Genomic DNA, 17076 nt, shown 5'->3' on the forward strand with positions numbered 1-17076 from the left:
GGGTACGTCCAGGCGGCGGCCGCCCCGCGGGCGGCTCGACGACCGCCGGTGCCCCGCACAGCAAAGCGGCGCCCGGGGCACGCCCACAGCCCCCAAGGGGGTGCCCACTCGGGCGGGCCCATCGGTCGGGCGCACCAGCCGCTCCCGGCGGGGCACAGATCCACCGCCCTGACGGCTCTGCCACCGGCTCCCCGCGACCGGCAGCGTGAGGGACCGTCCGACCCGCGTCGGGACTCCGGCCGGGGCCGTCGCCCCGGACGCAGGCGATCACGAGGAGTGTGGCCATGGCTCTGGACACCAGCAGGTTCGAACAGATCAAGGAGATCGCGGGAAGCAAGAAGGAGGACGACGTCCTGGCCTTCGCCCGGAGTCAGGAGGGCGGCATCGCCGGACTTCTCGACGATGTCTTCGGCAACATGCCCGACGCCTTCCGCGCGGACCGCGCCAAGGGCCAGGAGGCCTCCTTCCAGTACGAGGTCAGGACCCCGGACGGAGTGCACGAGTACTTCGTGAAGATCTCCGGCGACGCCTGCGAGACCGGCCGGGGCCGGGTCGAGTCGCCGAAGCTGACGACCTCGCTCGCCCTGCACACCTTCCTCAAGCTGCTCACGGGCCGGCTCAACGGCATGCAGGCCTTCCTGGGCGGCAAGGTCAAGCTCTCCGGCAACACGCTGTACGCCGCGAAGCTGGAGCACTGGTTCGAGCGGCCGGCCTGACCCGGTACCACTCCACGCGCCGAAGGGACGCCATGAAACTGGGCATCGCACTTCCCACCGTCGGTCCGCCGGGCCGCCGCCGCTATGTACTCGAGGTCGCGCGCGCCGCCGACCGGCTGGGCTTCGACTCCGTCTGGGTCAGCAGCCATGTCGCCCTCCCCCGGCAGCGCGAGAGCACCTGCCTGTATCCGAGGGCGAAGACCGCGGACGCCTACAACTGGGGTGTCGCCTGGCTGGAGCCGATCGCCGTGATGGGCCTGGTGGCCGGCGCCACCGAGCGCGTCAGGATCGGCACCCACGTCCTGGCACTGCCGTACCGCAACCCGGTCATCCTGGCCTCCGAACTCGCCTCGCTGGACCAGCTGTCGATGGGCCGGGCGATCCTGGGCGCCGGAATCGGCTGGATGGACGAGGAGTTCCGGACCGTCGGCGTTCCGCGCAAGGAGCGCGGGGTCCGCACGGACGAGGCCATCGAGGTCATGCGGACGCTGTGGGCCGCCAAGCATCCGACCTCGTTCCACGGCCGGTTCACCGATTTCGACGACATGTGGCTGGCCTCCCGGCCGTACACGGCGAAGGGACCGCCGATCTACGTCGGCGGCAACACCGATCCCGCTCTGCGACGCGTGGCCCGGTACGGCGAGGGATGGCTCGCCCACGAGGTCTATCCGGAGGAACTGCCGGCGGCCCGGGACACCCTCGCGCGCTTCGCGGAGGAGGCGGGCCGCGACCCGGCGGCCATCGAGATCACGGTGCGCCGTGCGCTCGTCCCGCCTTTCGAGGTCATGGACTTCATGTCCGACCGGGTCAGCATCCGGGGCACGGCCGAGCAGGTGGCCGAGCAGCTGGACGCATATCGCTCGTGCGGCGTCTCGATGATGGTGCTGGACCTGTCCATGCGCCCCTCGGAGATCGTCGAAACCATGGAATGGCTGGTCAAAGACGTCCTCGTGCAGCTGTGAACGTCACCCGCCGCACCCTCGACCACTCACTTACGGAGATGAGATGACCACGTCGGACAACGCCGCCAGCACCTCCGAGCGCCGCGAGCAGATCACGAAGCTGCTCTGCGACATCCTGGAGATCGACCCGGCGGAGATCACCGAGACCAGTCTGTTCAAGGAGGACCACGGGGCCGACTCGCTCCGGGCGATCGAGATCCTCGCCGCCCTGGAGCGCACCTTCGACATCACGATCGACCAGGCCGAGCTCAGCCGCATGGTCAATCTCGAGGGCGTCGAGTCGGTCGTGGACCAGGCTCAGTCGGCGCGGTGACCCCCGTGTCCACCAGCCCGCCCGGCGGGAACGACCGGGAACGGCACGAGCCCGTCCGGGTGGTCATCACCGGTCTGGGCACCGTCACCAGCATCGGCATCGGGGTCGGGGAGTTCCTCGCGGGGCTGCGCGAGGGCCGTAACGGCGCTCAGCCCATCACCGCGTTCGACACCACCGGCTTCGACTACGCCAACGGCTGCGAGGTCACCGGCTTCGACCCCGCCGAGTGGATCACCCATGTCGCTCCCGAGACGCTCGGCCGGGCCACGCAGTTCTCGGTCGCCGCGGCCGTGATGGCCGTACGGGACGCCGGGATGCCCGTCGAGGAGCTGCGCGAGCGCCGTGCCCTGGTGTGCGTGGGGACGACCGACGGGGAGTCGGCGGATCTCGACCGCCTGGTGGAGGCCCAGCTGACCGACGGACCCGAGCGGCTCGACCCGGTGGTCGCCCGCCGGGTGCCGGCCGGGCGGCTCACCGCCGCGGTGGTGGGCGAGTTGGGGCTGGTGGACGTGGAGGCCACGACCCTGGCGACGGCCTGCGCCGCGGGCAACTACGCCATCGGATACGGGCTGGACGCCCTGCGGGGCGGCGATGTCGACGTGGCGCTGGTCGGCGGTGCCGACGCGATGTGCCGCAAGACGTTCACCGGTTTCTACCGGCTGGGCACCATCGCTCCGGAGGCCTGCCAGCCGTTCGACGTCAACCGCAAGGGGATCCTCACCGGTGAGGGCGCGGGCGTCCTGCTCCTGGAGACGCTGGACTCCGCGCTGGCCCGGGGCGCCCGGATCTACGCCGAGGTGCTCGGATACGGGCTCAACTGCGACGCCCACCACCCGGTGGCGCCGGACCGGGACAGCATCGCCCGGTGCATGGAACTGGCGCACGCGAGCGCCGGGGTGAAGCCCGACGAGATCGACTTCATCTCGGCGCACGGCACCGGCACCAGGGCCAACGACGTGACGGAGGCGGCGGCGATCCGCCAGGTGTTCGGTGACGGTCCGCCCAGCACCATCTCCATCAAGGCGATGATCGGCCACACGATGGGTGCCGCGAGCTCGTTGGCCTCCGCCGCGTGCGCTCTCGCGATCTCGGAGGGGTTCATCCCGCCGACGATCAACCATGTCGAGACCGATCCCGAGTGCGGCCTGGACTGTGTGCCCAACGCACCCCGGCCGGCCGAGCTGCGGGTCGTGCAGAACAACGCCCTGGCGTTCGGCGGGAACAACGCGGTGCTGATCCTCGGCGCCTACCCGGCCGGCCCGGCCCGTACGGGCGGAGGCGGCGGATGAGTGTCCTGATCACCGGCATGGGCGCGGTCACCAGCGTCGGTGCCGGCGTGGACGACACGTTCGACGCGCTGTGCGCCGGGCGCAGCGGGGTGGCCGAGCTGCGCGGCTTCGACCGGACGAAGTTCCGGGCGCGGCACGCCTACGAGATCGACGACCGGCCGGCCCCGGGTGCGGATGTGCCGCTGCGGGCGACGGGCTGGTTGCTCGACGCGGTGGCGGCCGCACTGCGCGACGCGGAGCTGCCCGAGGACCTCGCCGGCGTCCCGGTGCTGGTGGGCACGACCCTGCGTGAGCTGCGGTCGGTCGAGCTCGGCTGGTGCGAGGCCGCCCCGTTCGACCCGGCGGAGCTGCACTTCGGTACGGCGCTGCGCGAGCGGTTCGGGGCGGACAGCACGTACACGGTGGCGAACGCCTGCTCCGCCTCCCTCTACGCCCTGGGCCTCGGTGCGGACCTGCTCGCGCTCGGTGAGGCCGACACCGTCGTCGTGGCCGGCGTGGACACCATCACGGAGAGCACCTACGGGCTCCTCGACCGGGTCTACCGGGAGGCCCCGGAGTCCGTGCGTCCCTTCGACCGGGACCGGCGGGGGATGCTGCAGGGCGACGGGGCGGCGGCGGTGGTGCTGCGCCGCGAGTCCGGGGAGTACGGGACGCGGGCGCACGCCCGGGTCCGTGGTGTCGGGCTGAACTGCGACGCCTACCACCCCTCCGCGCCGGACAGCGCGAGCATCGAGCGGGCCATGCGGGAGGCGTACCGACGGGCCGGCGTCAAGGCGGGCGACATCGATCTGGTGCTGCTGCACGGTACCGGGACGCCGCTGAACGACGAGGCCGAGGCGGTGGCGCTGAGGACCGTTCTCTCCGGAGCGTCGCGCTCGCCCCGGATGACGGCGATCAAGTCGATGATCGGGCACACCGCGGGGGCGTCCGGGCTGCACAGCCTGATCACGGCCGTCCAGGCGCTGCGCTCGGGCCGGGTGCCGCCGACGCTCGGTCTGGAACTGCCCATCGAGGAGGTGGCCGACTTCCGGCTGAGCCGGGAGCCGGCGACCGACCCGGAGCTGCGCCTCGCGCAGGTCGACTCGTTCGGGTTCGGCGGCCTCAACGCGGTGGCCGTGGTGGAGAGGATGGCTTGAGGTGCGCACACGCGTGGTGATCAGCGGGCTGGGCACGGCTCTGGCCGGCGTGTCGGGTCCCGGCGCGCTGCTCGGAGCCGGGGCCCCCGCGGCCGGCCCGGACCCGGTGAGCACATTGCGGGGTCCCGGCCTGCGGTACAAGGACCGTGCCACCAAGCTCGCGCTGTGCGCGGCCGAGCGGGCGCTGCGCGACGCGGGGCTGCTCGACGCGGACGGCGCGGTGTCCGACGGCTCGGAGAAGGACGGCTCGGGCGCGGACCGGCCGGACTTCGGTGTCGTGGTCAGCACCAACTGGGGGAACGTGGACACCGTCTGCGACACCTCGGCGACCATCCGGGAGCGCGGCTACGCGGCGACGAGTCCGATGCTGCTGCCGAACACGGCGAGCAATGTCACCGCTTCCTGGGTGGCGATCACCCACGGGCTGCGCGGCGCCAACGTGACCTTGTGCAATGGGCCCACGTCCGGGCTCGACGCGGTCCACTGGGCCCGCAACCTCATCGCCTCCGGCCGTCTGACCCGCGCCCTGGTGATCGGCGTCGAGCCGGTGAACGCACCGGTCGAGCGGCTCGTCGGCGGGGCCGGGGACGAGGGCGTCCCGCTCCTGGACGGCGCCGTCGCGCTCGTCGCCGAGGCGGAGGAGGCCGTGCTGGCCCGCGGGGGCCGGTCTCTCGCCGCCGTCGGCCCCTACGCGCGCCGCTCCGACCTGGGCGCGGCCGTGTCGGAGGTCCGGCGGCACGAGACGGCGCCGCCGGGCCTGTGGTACCTGCCCGAGCCGCCGCTCGGGGCCGTCGCGCCGGCCCGTCCGGACCAGGGTTCGGTGCCGACCCACGACCTGAGTGCGCGGTTCGGCCGCTGCTCGGGAGCGCTGGGCGTCCTGCAGTGCGTGGCTGCCACCGCCGAGCTGGTCCGGACGGGGCACACGTCCGTGCTGGCCTCGGCGGGCCACGGCACCGGGCCGGGGCGGCAGGGCACGGGTGACGACGCGGCGGCGGCACTGCTGCTTCTCTCCTCGTCCGCGTCGGGGGGTGCGCCGTGACGGAGTTGAGGGTCGCGTTGCTGCACGGCCTCGCGGGCAGCACCGCGCTGTGGCAGCCGTGGTGCGCACAGCCGCCCGACGGGGTGGAGCTGCTTCCCGTCGACATCGACTGGCCGGTCGACGGCTCCGCGCACCCCGAGGGGCCGGGCGATCCCGCGGAGCTGGTCGCGCGGGCGGTGCGTACCACCGGGGCCGAGGTCGTGGTGGCGCACTCGTTCGCGGCCAACGCCCTGCTGGAGTTCCTCGTCCGGGAGCACGACAGCGGTCTGCGGGGCGCGGTGCTCGTGTCGCCGTTCTACCGGCCCCGGCAGCGGGACTTCGACTGGTCGGCGATCTCCTACTACTTCAACCGTTTCCATCTCATCCTCGAAGAAGGGCTCAGCGTCTCGTCCGGCGACCGGCTGCCGCCCGCGACCCGGGAGTCCATGGCCCTCCGGGTACGGGAGCGGATCGGGCCGTACGGATGGATGGACTTCTTCGGCGCGTACCTGCGGACCCCCCATCTCGCCGTACACCGCGTCCGCCTCCCGGTGCTCATCGTCGCGGGCGAGAACGACTTCGCCGCGCGCCCCACGGACGCGGCGGCGCTCGACCGGGCGCTGCCCGCCGGACGTCTCGAACTCCTGCCGTCCTGCGGGCACTTCCCGATGGCCGAGCAGCCCGCCCGGTTCGGTGGACTCCTCACCGATTTCCTCGGTTCGCTCACCGCCGCACCCCATCCCCCCGGCGGCCCGCCGCCGGCCATCACCTCACTGGAGATGACGTGATAGAGGCCTCTGTCTCTGCTGCCCGCCCGCTGCCCACCGCCTCCCCGGTGACCCGGCGCACCACGACGGTCCGGCTCAGGCCCCGTTTCGAGGGGTCGAACATCTGTACCTGGATCGGCTTCAAGCACGTCAACTACCTGGTGGAGGAGGCCGTGCTCGAACACTTCCGGCGCGGTGGCTGGGCCGCCGGGATGCTGTACGAGGACTACGGGCTCTGCGTCGACATCGTGGACATCAACGCCCGGATCCTGTCCGCCACGCACATCGACGACGACGTGACGGCGCAGGTCGTGCCGGAGGAGCAGCCCGTCGACGGGGAGATGGCGCTCTCCGTCACCCTTCATGTGGACGGCCCGACGCCGGTGAAGACCGTCGCCGCGAAGGTACGGGTGGCCCTGCGCGTCGACCCGCGCGGGGGCGCCGCCGCACCGGTCCCCGCACCGGTCGAACCGTTCTCCGTGGACCGGATCGCCCGCTCCGCGCTCGTCCAGGTGCCACTCGCCGCCGCGCCGCCGGCCAAGGCCGAGGACGGTGAGGCGCTGCTCGCCGAGCTGACCGGCCACTCCAACGCGTACGGGTGGAAGTGGCGGGTCCCCTACTTCTACTGCCACTTCACCGAGCGTCTGCAGATGTCCGGCTATCTGCGTCTGATGGAGGAGGCGGTCGACCTGTTCCTGGAGGACCGCGGCATCTCCATCAAGCGGCTGCTCGACGAGCAGGACTGGATTCCGGTGGTGCCGCAGAACTCGGTCTCCATGCTGGAGGAGGTGGGGATGGAGGAGGAGCTGTACACGGTCCTCACCGTCGAGAACGTGTTCAAGCGGCTCACCTACACGGCCCGGATGGACTGCTACGTGCTGCGCGACGGCGTTCCGGTGCACACGGCGACGGGCCGGATCACCCATGGGTACGCGAAGATCGAGAGCCGTCACGACTGGAGCCTGGCGGAGTTCGACGACCGGATGATCCGCGGCCTGAACGGGCAGCAGGGCTGATGGAGCCCGTCCTCATCACCGGCACCGGGGCCGTGACCTGTCACGGCCCCGGGACGCGCGCGCTGTGGGACGCGATGACGACGGGCGCCGCCCGGCCGCCCGACAAGCTCCCCGATCCGCATGCCCGGATGGATCTGCCGCTGATGTATCTGGTGCCCGAGGACGGGCCGGCGGACCGGGCCGGGCACCGGTCCGCGGACGGGGCCGGACGGGCGACGTCGTTCGCGCTCGCCGCGGCCCGGGAGGCGCTCGCCGAGGCCGGGATCGAGCCGGGGCTCCTGCCCGCGAGCCGGACCGCGGTCGTCCTCGGCACCTGCATGGGGTCCACCGGGGAGCAGGAACGGGACCGGGTCGAGGACGGGCGCGCCCGGGCGTCGTCGGACGGCGAGGAGTGGCGTCCCGGCTTCGACGTCGCGACCGGGCTCGCGGCGGCCCTCGGCGTCGGCGGTGTCGTCACGAGTGTGAGCAACGCCTGCGCGGCGAGCGGCTTCGCGCTGGGCATCGCCGCCGACCTCATCCGCTGCGGCGAGGCCGACGTGGTGATCAGCGGCGGAGCCGACGCCTACTCCCGCATCGCGCTGGCGAGCTTCAACCGGATGGGAGCCGTGGACGCCAGGGGCTGCCGCCCGTTCGCGGTGGACCGGGCGGGCACGGTGTTCGGCGAGGGTGCCGCCGTGGTGGTCCTGGAGTCGGCCGCGCACGCCGCGGCCCGCGGGGCGCGCCCGTCGGCCGAGCTGGCGGACTGCGGCTGGAGCTGCGACGCCCACCATCCGACGGCGCCCGAGCCGGGCGGCGAGCAGATCACCCGGACGATGCGGCTGACGCTTCGGGCGTCAGGGCTCGGTCCCGGCGACATCGGCTGTGTCATCCCGCACGGAACGGGCACCCGGCTCAACGACCAGGTGGAGAGCGCTGCGCTGAACAGCGTGTTCGCCGGCGCGGACGGCGGGGTGCCGCCGCTCTACAGTCTGAAGGCGCTCATCGGCCACACCGGTGGCGCCGCCGCCGGGCTCGCCGCGGTCGCCGCGACGCTCGTCGTGCGGCACGGGTCCGTACCCGGCAATGTGCCGCTGGGCCGGCAGGACCCGGAGTGCGCCGTCCCGGTGTTCCCGGCCCCGGTCCCGCTCGGGAACCCGGCGGTGCTGGTGAACGCCTACGCGTTCGGCGGCAACAACGCCTCGTTCGTGGTCCGGGAGGCGGTCCCGTGCTGACGGTCGCCCAGGACGAGGTGGTGGTGACGGGCGTCGGCCTGGTGTCGCCCCGGCGGACCCCGGCCGGTGTGCTGGACCCCGCTCCCACGGAAGCGGACGCCGAGTGGTTCGACGCGCGGGCCGAGCTGGGGCCGCGCGGCCACAAGTACCTGCCGCCCGGGGCCCGCTATCTGCTGGCCGCGGGCCGTCGGGCGCTGCGTGCGGCCGGCCCGGCGGACGGGGTGCCGCCCGAGCTGCGCGGTCTGGTCCTCGGGACGAACAGCGCCCTCGCCCCGCTGTTCCGGGACATGGACCGGACGGTGATCGAGAGCGGCGCGGAGCGTCTCAGTCCGGCGACCGCTCCCTACTTCGCGATCAACGTCCTCGCCAGCAGGCTCGCCTCGGAGGAGATGTTCAAGGGGTTCAGTCTGACGCTCACCTCCCCGGCCGTGGCCGGCCTGGAGGCGGTGGAGGTCGCGACGCGCGCACTGCGCCTCGGCCGGGCCCGTACTGTGCTCGTCACCGCGGCCGAGGACCGGGTCCCGCCGGGGGAACCCGGCGCGGGGAGCGGCGAGGAGGGCGCCGTGGGGCTCGTCCTCGAACCCCGGGCCCACGCGGAGCGGCGCGGAGCGCACATCCAGGGGGTGTGCCGGGTCCGCTCGGCCTTCGTGCCTCCGGCCGGAGGGCGGGACGCACCGGGCGGGGAACTGAGCCGCCGCGTGGCGGACCTGGTCCACGCGCTGTGCCCGGAGTGGGAGCGGCACCCCCTGCCGGTGTACGCGGTCCTCGACGGTTCGGCGCGCGGCCGGGCCGTCGCCCGGGAACTCGCGTCGCTGACCGCCGGGGCCCGGCCGCTGCACGAGAGGACCGCGGGCGCGGGGTGCCTCGCCCCGCTGCTGCACGCGGCGGCCCTGCTCTCCACCGGGGCCGAGGACTGCGTCGTCGTCACCGCGACGGCGACCGGACAGCTCGCGGCGGCCCGCGTCGGCGGCGCCGCCACTCACCATCACCCGGCGGGAGGGATCGATGCCGAAGTCTCTGCGTGACAGCTGGTGTCTGGTACTGGGGGTCTCCAGCGGCATGGGCCGGGCGACCGCCCTGGCGCTGGCCGAGGAGGGCGCCCACATCATCGGGGTGCACTTCGACCACGGTGAAGCGGCGGCGCGGGCCAAGGAGTTGGAGGGCGAGCTCCGGGCGCTCGGCTCCCGGGCCCACCTGTTCAACGCCAACGCCGCCGCCGCCCGCACCCGACAGCGACTCATCCCCACCATCACGGAGTTGACCGGCGGTGCGGGTCTGCTGACGGTGCTGCACTCGCTGGCCTTCGGGTCCCTCGTGCCGTTCCTTCCGCGGGACGACGACAAGACCGTCCTCACCCCGCGGCAGATGGACATGACGCTCGACGTCATGGCGCACAGCCTCGTGTACTGGACGCAGGATCTGATGGCGGCGGGGCTGCTGTGCCACGGCGCGAAGATCCTCGCCATGACCAGCGCCGGGACGAGCCAGGTGCTGCCGAGCTACGGGGCCGTGTCGGCGGCCAAGGCGGCACTGGAGTCGCATGTCCGTCAGCTCGCCTGCGAACTGGCGCCGCGCGGCGTCTCGGTGAACGCGCTGCGGGCGGGTGTCACCGTCACCCCGTCGCTGCTGCGCATCCCGGGCCACGCCGAGTTCGTGGACCGGTCCGCCTCGGTCAACCCGCACGGCCGGCTGACCCGGCCCGAGGACGTGGCCGACGTGGTCGTCATGCTCTCGCGCGCCGAGTCCTCGTGGCTGACCGGCAACACCATCGGCGTCGACGGCGCGGAGCTGGTCGCCGCGGGAACCACCTGGAACAGGAACCGCGGCGACGACGCGCCGCACGAGGGAAGGGGCGCCCACTGATGGCTGTCATCTCACCGGCCCGCAGGTCCACCGTGATCTCGGACTGGTCGGCGCTGTCGCCGTACGGCATCGGCGGCGAGGCGTTCACGGAAGGGGTGCGGGCCGGACGGACCGTCGTCCCCCGGCTCAACAGCGAGGAATGGCAGGCCCCTTCCGACCAGGTCTGCCTGGTCCCGGGCTTCGACGTGGTCGAGGCGCTGGGCAGCCGGGGCACCCGTTCCATGGACCGGCTCACCGGCATCACGGTGGCCACGCTCGGCTCGCTCCTCGAACCGTTCGGGTCGCGCAAGCCGCTTCCCTCGGCCCCCGAGAGGGTCGGGCTCGTCCTCGGCACGGGCTCCGGCAGCGTGCAGAGCACCATGGACTTCACCCGGGACTCCCTCACCGGCGCCAAGCCCTTCTACGTCGACCCGGCGCGCTTCCCGAACACGGTGATGAACCGGGCCGCCGGCCAGAGCGCCATCTGGTACGGCTTCAAGGGACCGAACGCCACCCTCGCGGGGGGCCCGCTGACCGGCCTGCAGGCCCTGCGCTACGCGACACGGCTGCGCGAGCGGGGGCACTGCGAGGCCGTGCTGTGCGGTGCGGTCGAGGAGTTCTCGGTGCAGCGCGCCTGGCTGGACTGGCACACCGGCGATCCCCGCGACAGGGGCGCGACCCCGCTCGCCGAGGGCTGCGCCATGTTCCTCCTGGAGGACGCGGACTCCGCGGCGCGGCAGGGCCGTCGGCCGCGCGCGGAGATCCTCTCGGCGCGGTTCGCCGCGTTCCACTCGCCGGAGGACCTGCGCCCGACGCTCGTCCGGTGCATCCGCAACGCCCTGCGGGACGCGGGAGTGAGTCCCGCCGAGGTACGTCTCGCGGCTCCGTCGGACGCGACCGGCGGCCCGCCCGGGGTCGAGGCGGAAGCCCTCGCCGAGGCGATGGACGGCACCGAGGCCGAACTCGTGCGGGTCCGCGACCTGTTCGGCGACGCCTCCGCCGCGTCGGCCGCCCTGCAGCTGGCCGCCGTGCTCGCCGTCGGCCCGACCGGGCCCGGTGACGGCGGCGTCGCCCTGGTGACCTCCCTCGACGGGGACGGCCTCGTCGCCTGTACGGTCCTGCGCCTGCTGTGACCCCCGACCGTGCCGTGGCCCGCCCACCGCACCCCCGATCGTCCCTCCCCCGGAAAGGAAGCCCATGTCCGAGCAGACCGGCACCGAACTGGACCTGGAAGCGCTGCGCGTCCTGATCGCCGAGATCCTGGACGTCGACGTCGCGGAGGTCTCCGACGACGCGCACTTCGTCAACGACCTGGGCGTGGACTCGCTCATGGCCCTGGAGATCACCGTCCGCCTGGAGCAGGAGTTCTCCGTCACGCTGGCCGAGGAGGAGCTGCAGAAGATCTCCACCCTGGCGACGACCCACGCACTCCTCGAAGAGACGCTGCGGGCCGCCTCATGACGGCGACGGCGCCCTCGCTGCTCGGACTGGCCTCGCGGACGGTGGAGTTCACGGACGACACGGTGACGGCTCTGGCCACGGTCGATCCCGGGTACGAGGCGTTCCCGGGGCACTATCCCGGGTTCCCGGTGTTCCCCGGGGTCGGCCTCCTCGAGTTGGCCGACGGCACGGTGACGGCCGACCAGGAGCGCCGGGGCCGCACCGTGGAGCTCGTCGGCGTGGAGCTCTGCAGGTTCCGCGAACCCGTCTTCCCGGGCGACGAACTGACGATCCGGGTGACGTACCAGGCACCGCCGGCGGGCGACTCCGGGGTGCGCTCCACGGTGGCGATCGACACGGGGCGGGGCCGAGCCGCCGACCTGCGGATCGTCCACGAGCACCGGCCGGCGGCCGGGCCCGGAGGTGCGGTGTGACCAGGCAGCCGGAGTCGGCGGACGTCGCCGGCATCACCCGGATCATTCCGCACCGGTACCCGATGCTGCTCGTCGACCGGGTGACCGCCGCCGTGCCCGGGGAGCGGCTCACCGCCGTCAAGGCCGTCACGGTGAACGAACCGCACTACCGCAGGGTGCCGGCCGGTGCCCCGTCGGCCGGGTTCCGCTATCCGCTGCCGCTGCTCGTGGAGTCCTGGGCGCAGGCGGCGGTCCTGCTGGCCGTCTGGGACACCCCCAACCCCGATGTGACCACCGGCAAGGTGGAACTCGCCGGAGCGCTGGACCGGATGCGGTTCGGCCACCCCGTGTATCCGGGTGATGTGCTCGAACACGAGGTGCACGTCGTCCGCGCGGTCGGTGACACCACCCTGCTCGCCGGACGGACCCTCGTCGGCGGCTCCACGGCGCTGGAGGTCGGGAACTTCATCGTCGCCCTCCGCCCGCTTTCCGATCTCGCCCATCCCCAGCCCCTTCACTGAGGAGTCACGAGCATGCCCGGACAGGACCGTCCCGTCGCCCTGGTCACCGGTGGATCCCGGGGGATCGGGCGCGCGGTGGTACAACGGCTGGCCCAGGACGGCTACGACATCGCGTTCTGCTACCGCTCCCAGCCCGAGTCGGCCGAGAAGACCGCGGAGCTTGCCCGTACGACGGGGGCGCGCGTCCTCGCCCATCGGGCCGACGTCGCCGATCCGGCCGCCGCCCGGGCCTTCGTCGCGCTGACGGAGAAGGAGGTGGGGCCGGTCGACACGGTGGTCAGCTGCGCGGGGATCATCCGCGACAAGCCCCTGGTGCTGATGGCCCAGGAGGACTGGCAGGACGTCGTCGACGTCAATCTGAACGGCACCTACAACATCTGCCGGGCCGCGGTCTTCCCGATGATGAAGCGCCGCGCCGGATCCCTGGTGACCCTCTCCTCGGTGGCCGGTGTGTACGGCAACGTCGGGCAGTCCAACTACGCCGCCACCAAGGCCGGGATCATCGGCTTCACCCGGTCCGTGGCCAAGGAGCTGGGGCGCTACGGGATCCGCGCGAACGTCGTCGCGCCGGGGTTCGTCGCCACCGACATGACCGCGGAACTGAGCGGTGCCGTCGCCGAGCAGATGCGGGAGCGCATCGCGCTCGACCGTTTCGGCGAGCCCGAAGAGGTCGCGGACCTGGTGTCGTTCCTGGTCTCCGACCGTGCCGCGTACATCACGGGCCAGGTCGTCCAGATCGACGGCGGCATCTCTCTCTGACCTCCGAAAGGGGACGGTGATGGCACCACCCGACCGCGGTGCGGGCCGGACGGCCGTACCGAAGCGCCGCTTCTACTTCTCCTTGCGCAGCCCTTATTCCTGGCTCGCCCACCATGATCTGATGAACCGCCATGCCGGGTCGGCCGACACCCTGGAGTGGGTGCCGTACTGGGAGCCCGACGAACGGACCACGGCGCTTCTCGCGGACACGGGCAGCACGTTCGTGTACACGCAGATGTCGCGGGCCAAGCACTTCTACATCCTCGCCGATGTGCGTCGACTTGCGACCTCCCGTGGTCTGAAGGTCAGTTGGCCGGTCGATCACACACCGGTGTGGGAGGTGCCCCACCTGGCGTATCTCGCCGCCCGCCGCCGGGGGTTCGGACCGGCCTTCGTGGAGCAGGCCCAACAGGCCCGCTGGCAGGAGGGGCTGGACATCTGCGATCGGGCGACCATGGCCGGCATCGCGGACCGGCTGGGCCTGGCCCGGGACGTCCTCACCGAGGCCGTCGACGATCCGGGGCTGCGCGAGGAAGGCGCCGAGGCACTGCGGTCGGCGATCCGCGAAGGCGTGTTCGGGGTTCCCTTCTTCGTCAACGGTCACGACAAGTACTGGGGCGTCGACCGGCTCTCCGCCTTCCTCGCCTCGTTGGCCCCGGACGGCGACGCGGGCGGCGGCCCCGGTCCCGGTCCCAGTTCCGGTTCCGGCTCCGCTTCCGCTTCCGAGTCGGTCCTGGCGGAGGCGGACGTCCGCCCGGGAGGTGACATCGGCCATGCGGGTGGATGCGGCTGATCCGTCGAGGACCTTCGAACCCCTCGGCCCCGGGACCGTGTCCGAGGTCGTCGCCTCCGGCGACTGGTCGTTCGGGGTCCACCGGCAGGGCACCGGGACGCCCGTGGTGCTGCTGCACGGGCTGCTCACCGACAGCAGGGTCTGGCTCCCGGTCATGGCCGGGCTCCGTCACGAGCACCCCGTCGTCGCGATCGACGGGCCCGGGCACGGTCTCGCCCCGGCCCGTGACACCCCGTACACCCTGGAGGAGGAGGTGGACCGGCTCGCCGATGCCTACCGGGCGTTCGGGGACGGCCGCCCCACCGTCTGGGTCGGCCACTCGATGGGCGGGATGAAAGCGCTGCGGATGGCGCTGCGGCATCCCTCCCTGGTCTCGGGACTCGTGCTCGTCGACACACAGCCGTATTCCGAGCCGGAGTCCACGGCCCGGCCGTTCCTGGCGATGGTCGAGACCGTCCTCAGCTACGGGATGAGCGAGGATCTCGCCCGGATGGTCGCTCGGCTGAACTTCCACCGCTCGTTCCAGGGCAGCGACTCCGCCCGGTACTGGATCGATCACTTCCAGACTCTGACGGGTGAGCGGATCGAGCAGGCCTGCAACTCGGTCTACACGCGCGGCGACATCGCGGACCTGCTGCCGGGCATCACCGTCCCGACGCTGGTCGTGCACGGGAGCGGCGACGTACCGATCCGGCCTCCGGTCGCCGCCCGCTACACGGCGCTCCTCCCGCACGCCCGGCTCGTCGAGCTCCCGGACACCGGCCACACCCCGCCGGTCGAGCGCCCGACCGAACTCCTGTCCCTGATCGGGGAGTTCCTCGCGGCCGGTGCACGTGCGCAGTCCTCGCCCACATCAGCCCTGGAGGATCAGTGACGACCATGCGACAGCCCGCGGTGGAGACCGTCACCGCGGCCCATGTCCGCTTCCTGGACCTTCCCGGGGAGGCGGGACGTCTCGCGCTGATCACGCTCGACAACGGCCTTCCCCCGATGGGTCCCGCGATGCGGCCGGCCACGTTCGGCCCCGAAGGACTCGCCGCCCTCGACGCGGCGCTCGACACCGTGGCGGCCGCGGCCCGTGCGGGCGAGATCGCCGGTGTCGGGATCACCGGCAAGGCGTTCGTGTTCAGCACCGGCGCCGATCTCGCTCTCGCGGCGGGCGTCACCTCCCGCGAGGAAGCCTCCGCGACGCTCCGCCAGGGCACCCGGGTCTTCCGCAGGCTGGGTGAACTCCCCGTGCCCAGCTTCGCGTTCGTCAACGGCGTGGCCATCGGCGGCGGGCTCGAACTGGCGCTGCACTGCACGTACCGGACCCTGTCCCGCAGCGCTCCGGCCCTCGCGCTGCCCGAGTGCTCGCTCGGTCTCGTCCCGGCCTGGGGCGGCGCCTGGCTGCTGCCGCGGCTGGTCGGTCCGGACACCTCGGTCACCCTCCTGCTCGACCACCCCCTGGCCGGCCGCCGGATGCTCGACGCGCCGACCGCACACGGCCTCGGTCTCGCCGACACGCTGGTGGATCCCGGCGGGTTCCTCCAGCTCTCGCTGCAGTGGGCGGCGGACGTGCTGTCCGGGACCACCGTCGTCGAACGCGCGGGCACCTTCGACGACGCGGCCTGGGACAGCGCGCTCGACCGCGGCCGCGAGGTGGTCGCGGCCCGTACCCACGACGTGCTGCCCGCGCCGCGACACCTGCTGGAACTGCTGGAACTCGCCCGCCGCGGCGAGCGGGACGAGGTGTTCGCCGCGGCCGAGGAAGCGGCCACCGAACTGTTCATGAGCCGGGAGTTCCGTGCGAGCCTCTACGCCCTCCGGCTCACTCAGACGCACGCCGCCGGCCATCCCGGGCAGCCCGACCCGCGCCGGGCACGACCTGTGGGGCGGATCGGGATCCTCGGCTCGGGAGCGACGGCCCGGCGTCTCGCTCTGCTGTGCCTGACGAAGCTCCGCATCCCCGTCGTGCTGGTCGACGACGAGCAGGAGGCGGTGGACGCCGCGCTCGCCCACGTACGGAAGGAGCTGGACCGGCTGGCCGCCGAGGGCAGGATCAGCGCCGACGGAGCCGACGGCTGCGCCGGGCTGATCAGCGCGAGCACGGAGCCTGCGACCGCTCTGGCGGCGGCCGACGCGGTGATCGAGGCGACGCCGGGCGACCTGGAGGCCGTGCGGGAGTCGCTACGCCGCGCCGAGAACGCGGTCGCCGTGACGTGTCCGCTGGTGTCCACCACGCCCGTGTGGTCCCGGAGCGAACTGGCGGCGGGGCTGAAGTCCCCCGAGCGGCTGGTGCGGCTGCACTTCCCGAACGTGGGTGAGACGGGGGCGCTGGCCGAACTGGCCGGCTCGCGGGAGGTGGACGAGGCCGCCCGGGCCACCGCAGGGCAGCTTGCGGGCAAGCTCGGCATGCAGTGTCTTCCGGTGGCCGACTCCCCCGGGCTCGTGGTGAACCGGCTGCGGGCCCGATTCCTCGGCACCCTGCTCGCCGCGACCGGGGAGTCGGCCGGGACCGGAGACGCGGCCGCCGCGATCGACGGGGCGTGCGAGGAACTGGCCCTGCCCGTGCCGCCGTCGCGCGTGCTGCGGGAGCTGGGCGAGGAGACCGTCGGCCGGCTCCTGGAGACCATGCCCGGAGACCTTCCCGGTGGCGGAATCACGCCCGGCGCCCCGCTGGACGGCGCGCTGGCCGCCCTCGCCCACGAGATCCGGCTGCTCGTCGACGAGGGCGTCGTCGCGGACGCCCGGGACGTGGACTTCGCGTTGCTCACCTGTGGGGACTGGCCCTTCCATCTCGGCGGCGTGACGCCCCGTCTGGACGACAGCGGCATCTCCGAGAAGACCCTCGGCCGGCGCCTGGGCGAGTGGCCGACCGCCCCGGGCGCGGACGCCTAG

At 73.0% G+C, this 17076-nt stretch carries 19 protein-coding genes; all 19 read left to right on the forward strand.

The window, feature by feature from the left end; all coding sequences use genetic code 11:
- The first annotated feature begins 284 nt into the window (after positions 1-284).
- The 19 genes from OG259_RS05910 (at position 285) to OG259_RS06000 (ending at position 17076) form a co-directional block, all read left to right on the forward strand.
- Positions 285-716, forward strand: a complete 432-nt coding sequence (locus OG259_RS05910) for an SCP2 sterol-binding domain-containing protein (RefSeq protein WP_328941226.1) — start codon at positions 285-287, stop codon at positions 714-716.
- 32 nt (positions 717-748) lie between these two features.
- The gene (locus tag OG259_RS05915) at positions 749-1678 is read left to right on the forward strand and encodes an LLM class F420-dependent oxidoreductase (protein ID WP_266899427.1); all 930 of its coding nucleotides are present in this window, start codon (positions 749-751) and stop codon (positions 1676-1678) included.
- Between the two features lie 43 nt (positions 1679-1721).
- On the forward strand, positions 1722-1991 hold the full coding sequence (locus OG259_RS05920; RefSeq protein ID WP_266899425.1) for an acyl carrier protein: 270 nt from the start codon (positions 1722-1724) through the stop codon (positions 1989-1991).
- 5 nt (positions 1992-1996) lie between these two features.
- Positions 1997-3280, forward strand: coding sequence for a beta-ketoacyl-[acyl-carrier-protein] synthase family protein (locus tag OG259_RS05925; RefSeq protein ID WP_328941227.1), 1284 nt, complete (start codon positions 1997-1999; stop codon positions 3278-3280).
- On the forward strand, positions 3277-4416 hold the full coding sequence (locus tag OG259_RS05930; protein ID WP_328941228.1) for a beta-ketoacyl synthase N-terminal-like domain-containing protein: 1140 nt from the start codon (positions 3277-3279) through the stop codon (positions 4414-4416). Before OG259_RS05925 ends, OG259_RS05930 begins: the two co-directional genes overlap by 4 nt.
- Before the next feature lies 1 nt (position 4417).
- Positions 4418-5455, forward strand: a complete 1038-nt coding sequence (locus OG259_RS05935) for a beta-ketoacyl synthase N-terminal-like domain-containing protein (protein WP_328941229.1) — start codon at positions 4418-4420, stop codon at positions 5453-5455.
- The gene (locus tag OG259_RS05940) at positions 5452-6222 is read left to right on the forward strand and encodes an alpha/beta fold hydrolase (RefSeq protein WP_328941230.1); all 771 of its coding nucleotides are present in this window, start codon (positions 5452-5454) and stop codon (positions 6220-6222) included. The genes OG259_RS05935 and OG259_RS05940 overlap by 4 nt, the downstream gene beginning before the upstream one ends.
- A complete protein-coding gene (locus tag OG259_RS05945) occupies positions 6219-7217 on the forward strand; it encodes a hypothetical protein (RefSeq protein ID WP_328941231.1) in 999 nt (332 codons plus the stop codon). Before OG259_RS05940 ends, OG259_RS05945 begins: the two co-directional genes overlap by 4 nt.
- The gene (locus tag OG259_RS05950) at positions 7217-8428 is read left to right on the forward strand and encodes a beta-ketoacyl-[acyl-carrier-protein] synthase family protein (RefSeq protein ID WP_328941232.1); all 1212 of its coding nucleotides are present in this window, start codon (positions 7217-7219) and stop codon (positions 8426-8428) included. The genes OG259_RS05945 and OG259_RS05950 overlap by 1 nt, the downstream gene beginning before the upstream one ends.
- Positions 8422-9453 carry a beta-ketoacyl synthase N-terminal-like domain-containing protein gene (locus tag OG259_RS05955; protein ID WP_328941233.1) on the forward strand — a complete coding sequence of 344 codons (1032 nt, stop codon included), beginning with the start codon at positions 8422-8424 and terminating at the stop codon, positions 9451-9453. Before OG259_RS05950 ends, OG259_RS05955 begins: the two co-directional genes overlap by 7 nt.
- Positions 9434-10291: an SDR family oxidoreductase gene (locus OG259_RS05960; protein WP_328941234.1), complete on the forward strand. Its 858-nt coding sequence runs from the start codon at positions 9434-9436 to the stop codon at positions 10289-10291. Before OG259_RS05955 ends, OG259_RS05960 begins: the two co-directional genes overlap by 20 nt.
- On the forward strand, positions 10291-11403 hold the full coding sequence (locus OG259_RS05965) for a beta-ketoacyl synthase N-terminal-like domain-containing protein (protein WP_328941235.1): 1113 nt from the start codon (positions 10291-10293) through the stop codon (positions 11401-11403). The genes OG259_RS05960 and OG259_RS05965 overlap by 1 nt, the downstream gene beginning before the upstream one ends.
- A gap of 64 nt (positions 11404-11467) precedes the next feature.
- On the forward strand, positions 11468-11731 hold the full coding sequence (locus OG259_RS05970) for an acyl carrier protein (RefSeq protein WP_266899407.1): 264 nt from the start codon (positions 11468-11470) through the stop codon (positions 11729-11731).
- On the forward strand, positions 11728-12144 hold the full coding sequence (locus OG259_RS05975) for a 3-hydroxyacyl-ACP dehydratase FabZ family protein (protein ID WP_328941236.1): 417 nt from the start codon (positions 11728-11730) through the stop codon (positions 12142-12144). The genes OG259_RS05970 and OG259_RS05975 overlap by 4 nt, the downstream gene beginning before the upstream one ends.
- Positions 12141-12644 (forward strand): 3-hydroxyacyl-ACP dehydratase FabZ family protein, encoded by a 504-nt coding sequence (locus tag OG259_RS05980; RefSeq protein ID WP_328941237.1) that lies wholly within the window; start codon positions 12141-12143, stop codon positions 12642-12644. The genes OG259_RS05975 and OG259_RS05980 overlap by 4 nt, the downstream gene beginning before the upstream one ends.
- Positions 12645-12656: 12 nt before the next feature.
- Positions 12657-13403: a 3-oxoacyl-[acyl-carrier-protein] reductase gene (gene fabG, locus OG259_RS05985; RefSeq protein WP_266899401.1), complete on the forward strand. Its 747-nt coding sequence runs from the start codon at positions 12657-12659 to the stop codon at positions 13401-13403.
- 19 nt (positions 13404-13422) lie between these two features.
- The gene (locus tag OG259_RS05990; protein WP_328941238.1) at positions 13423-14196 is read left to right on the forward strand and encodes a 2-hydroxychromene-2-carboxylate isomerase; all 774 of its coding nucleotides are present in this window, start codon (positions 13423-13425) and stop codon (positions 14194-14196) included.
- Positions 14177-15070, forward strand: a complete 894-nt coding sequence (locus OG259_RS05995; RefSeq protein WP_328941239.1) for an alpha/beta fold hydrolase — start codon at positions 14177-14179, stop codon at positions 15068-15070. The genes OG259_RS05990 and OG259_RS05995 overlap by 20 nt, the downstream gene beginning before the upstream one ends.
- Positions 15071-15075: 5 nt before the next feature.
- Entirely contained in the window at positions 15076-17076 is a 2001-nt protein-coding gene (locus OG259_RS06000) for a 3-hydroxyacyl-CoA dehydrogenase NAD-binding domain-containing protein (protein WP_328941240.1), read from the forward strand.

This window comes from Streptomyces sp. NBC_00250 (genome assembly GCF_036192275.1).
Classification (GTDB): Bacteria; Actinomycetota; Actinomycetes; order Streptomycetales; family Streptomycetaceae; genus Streptomyces.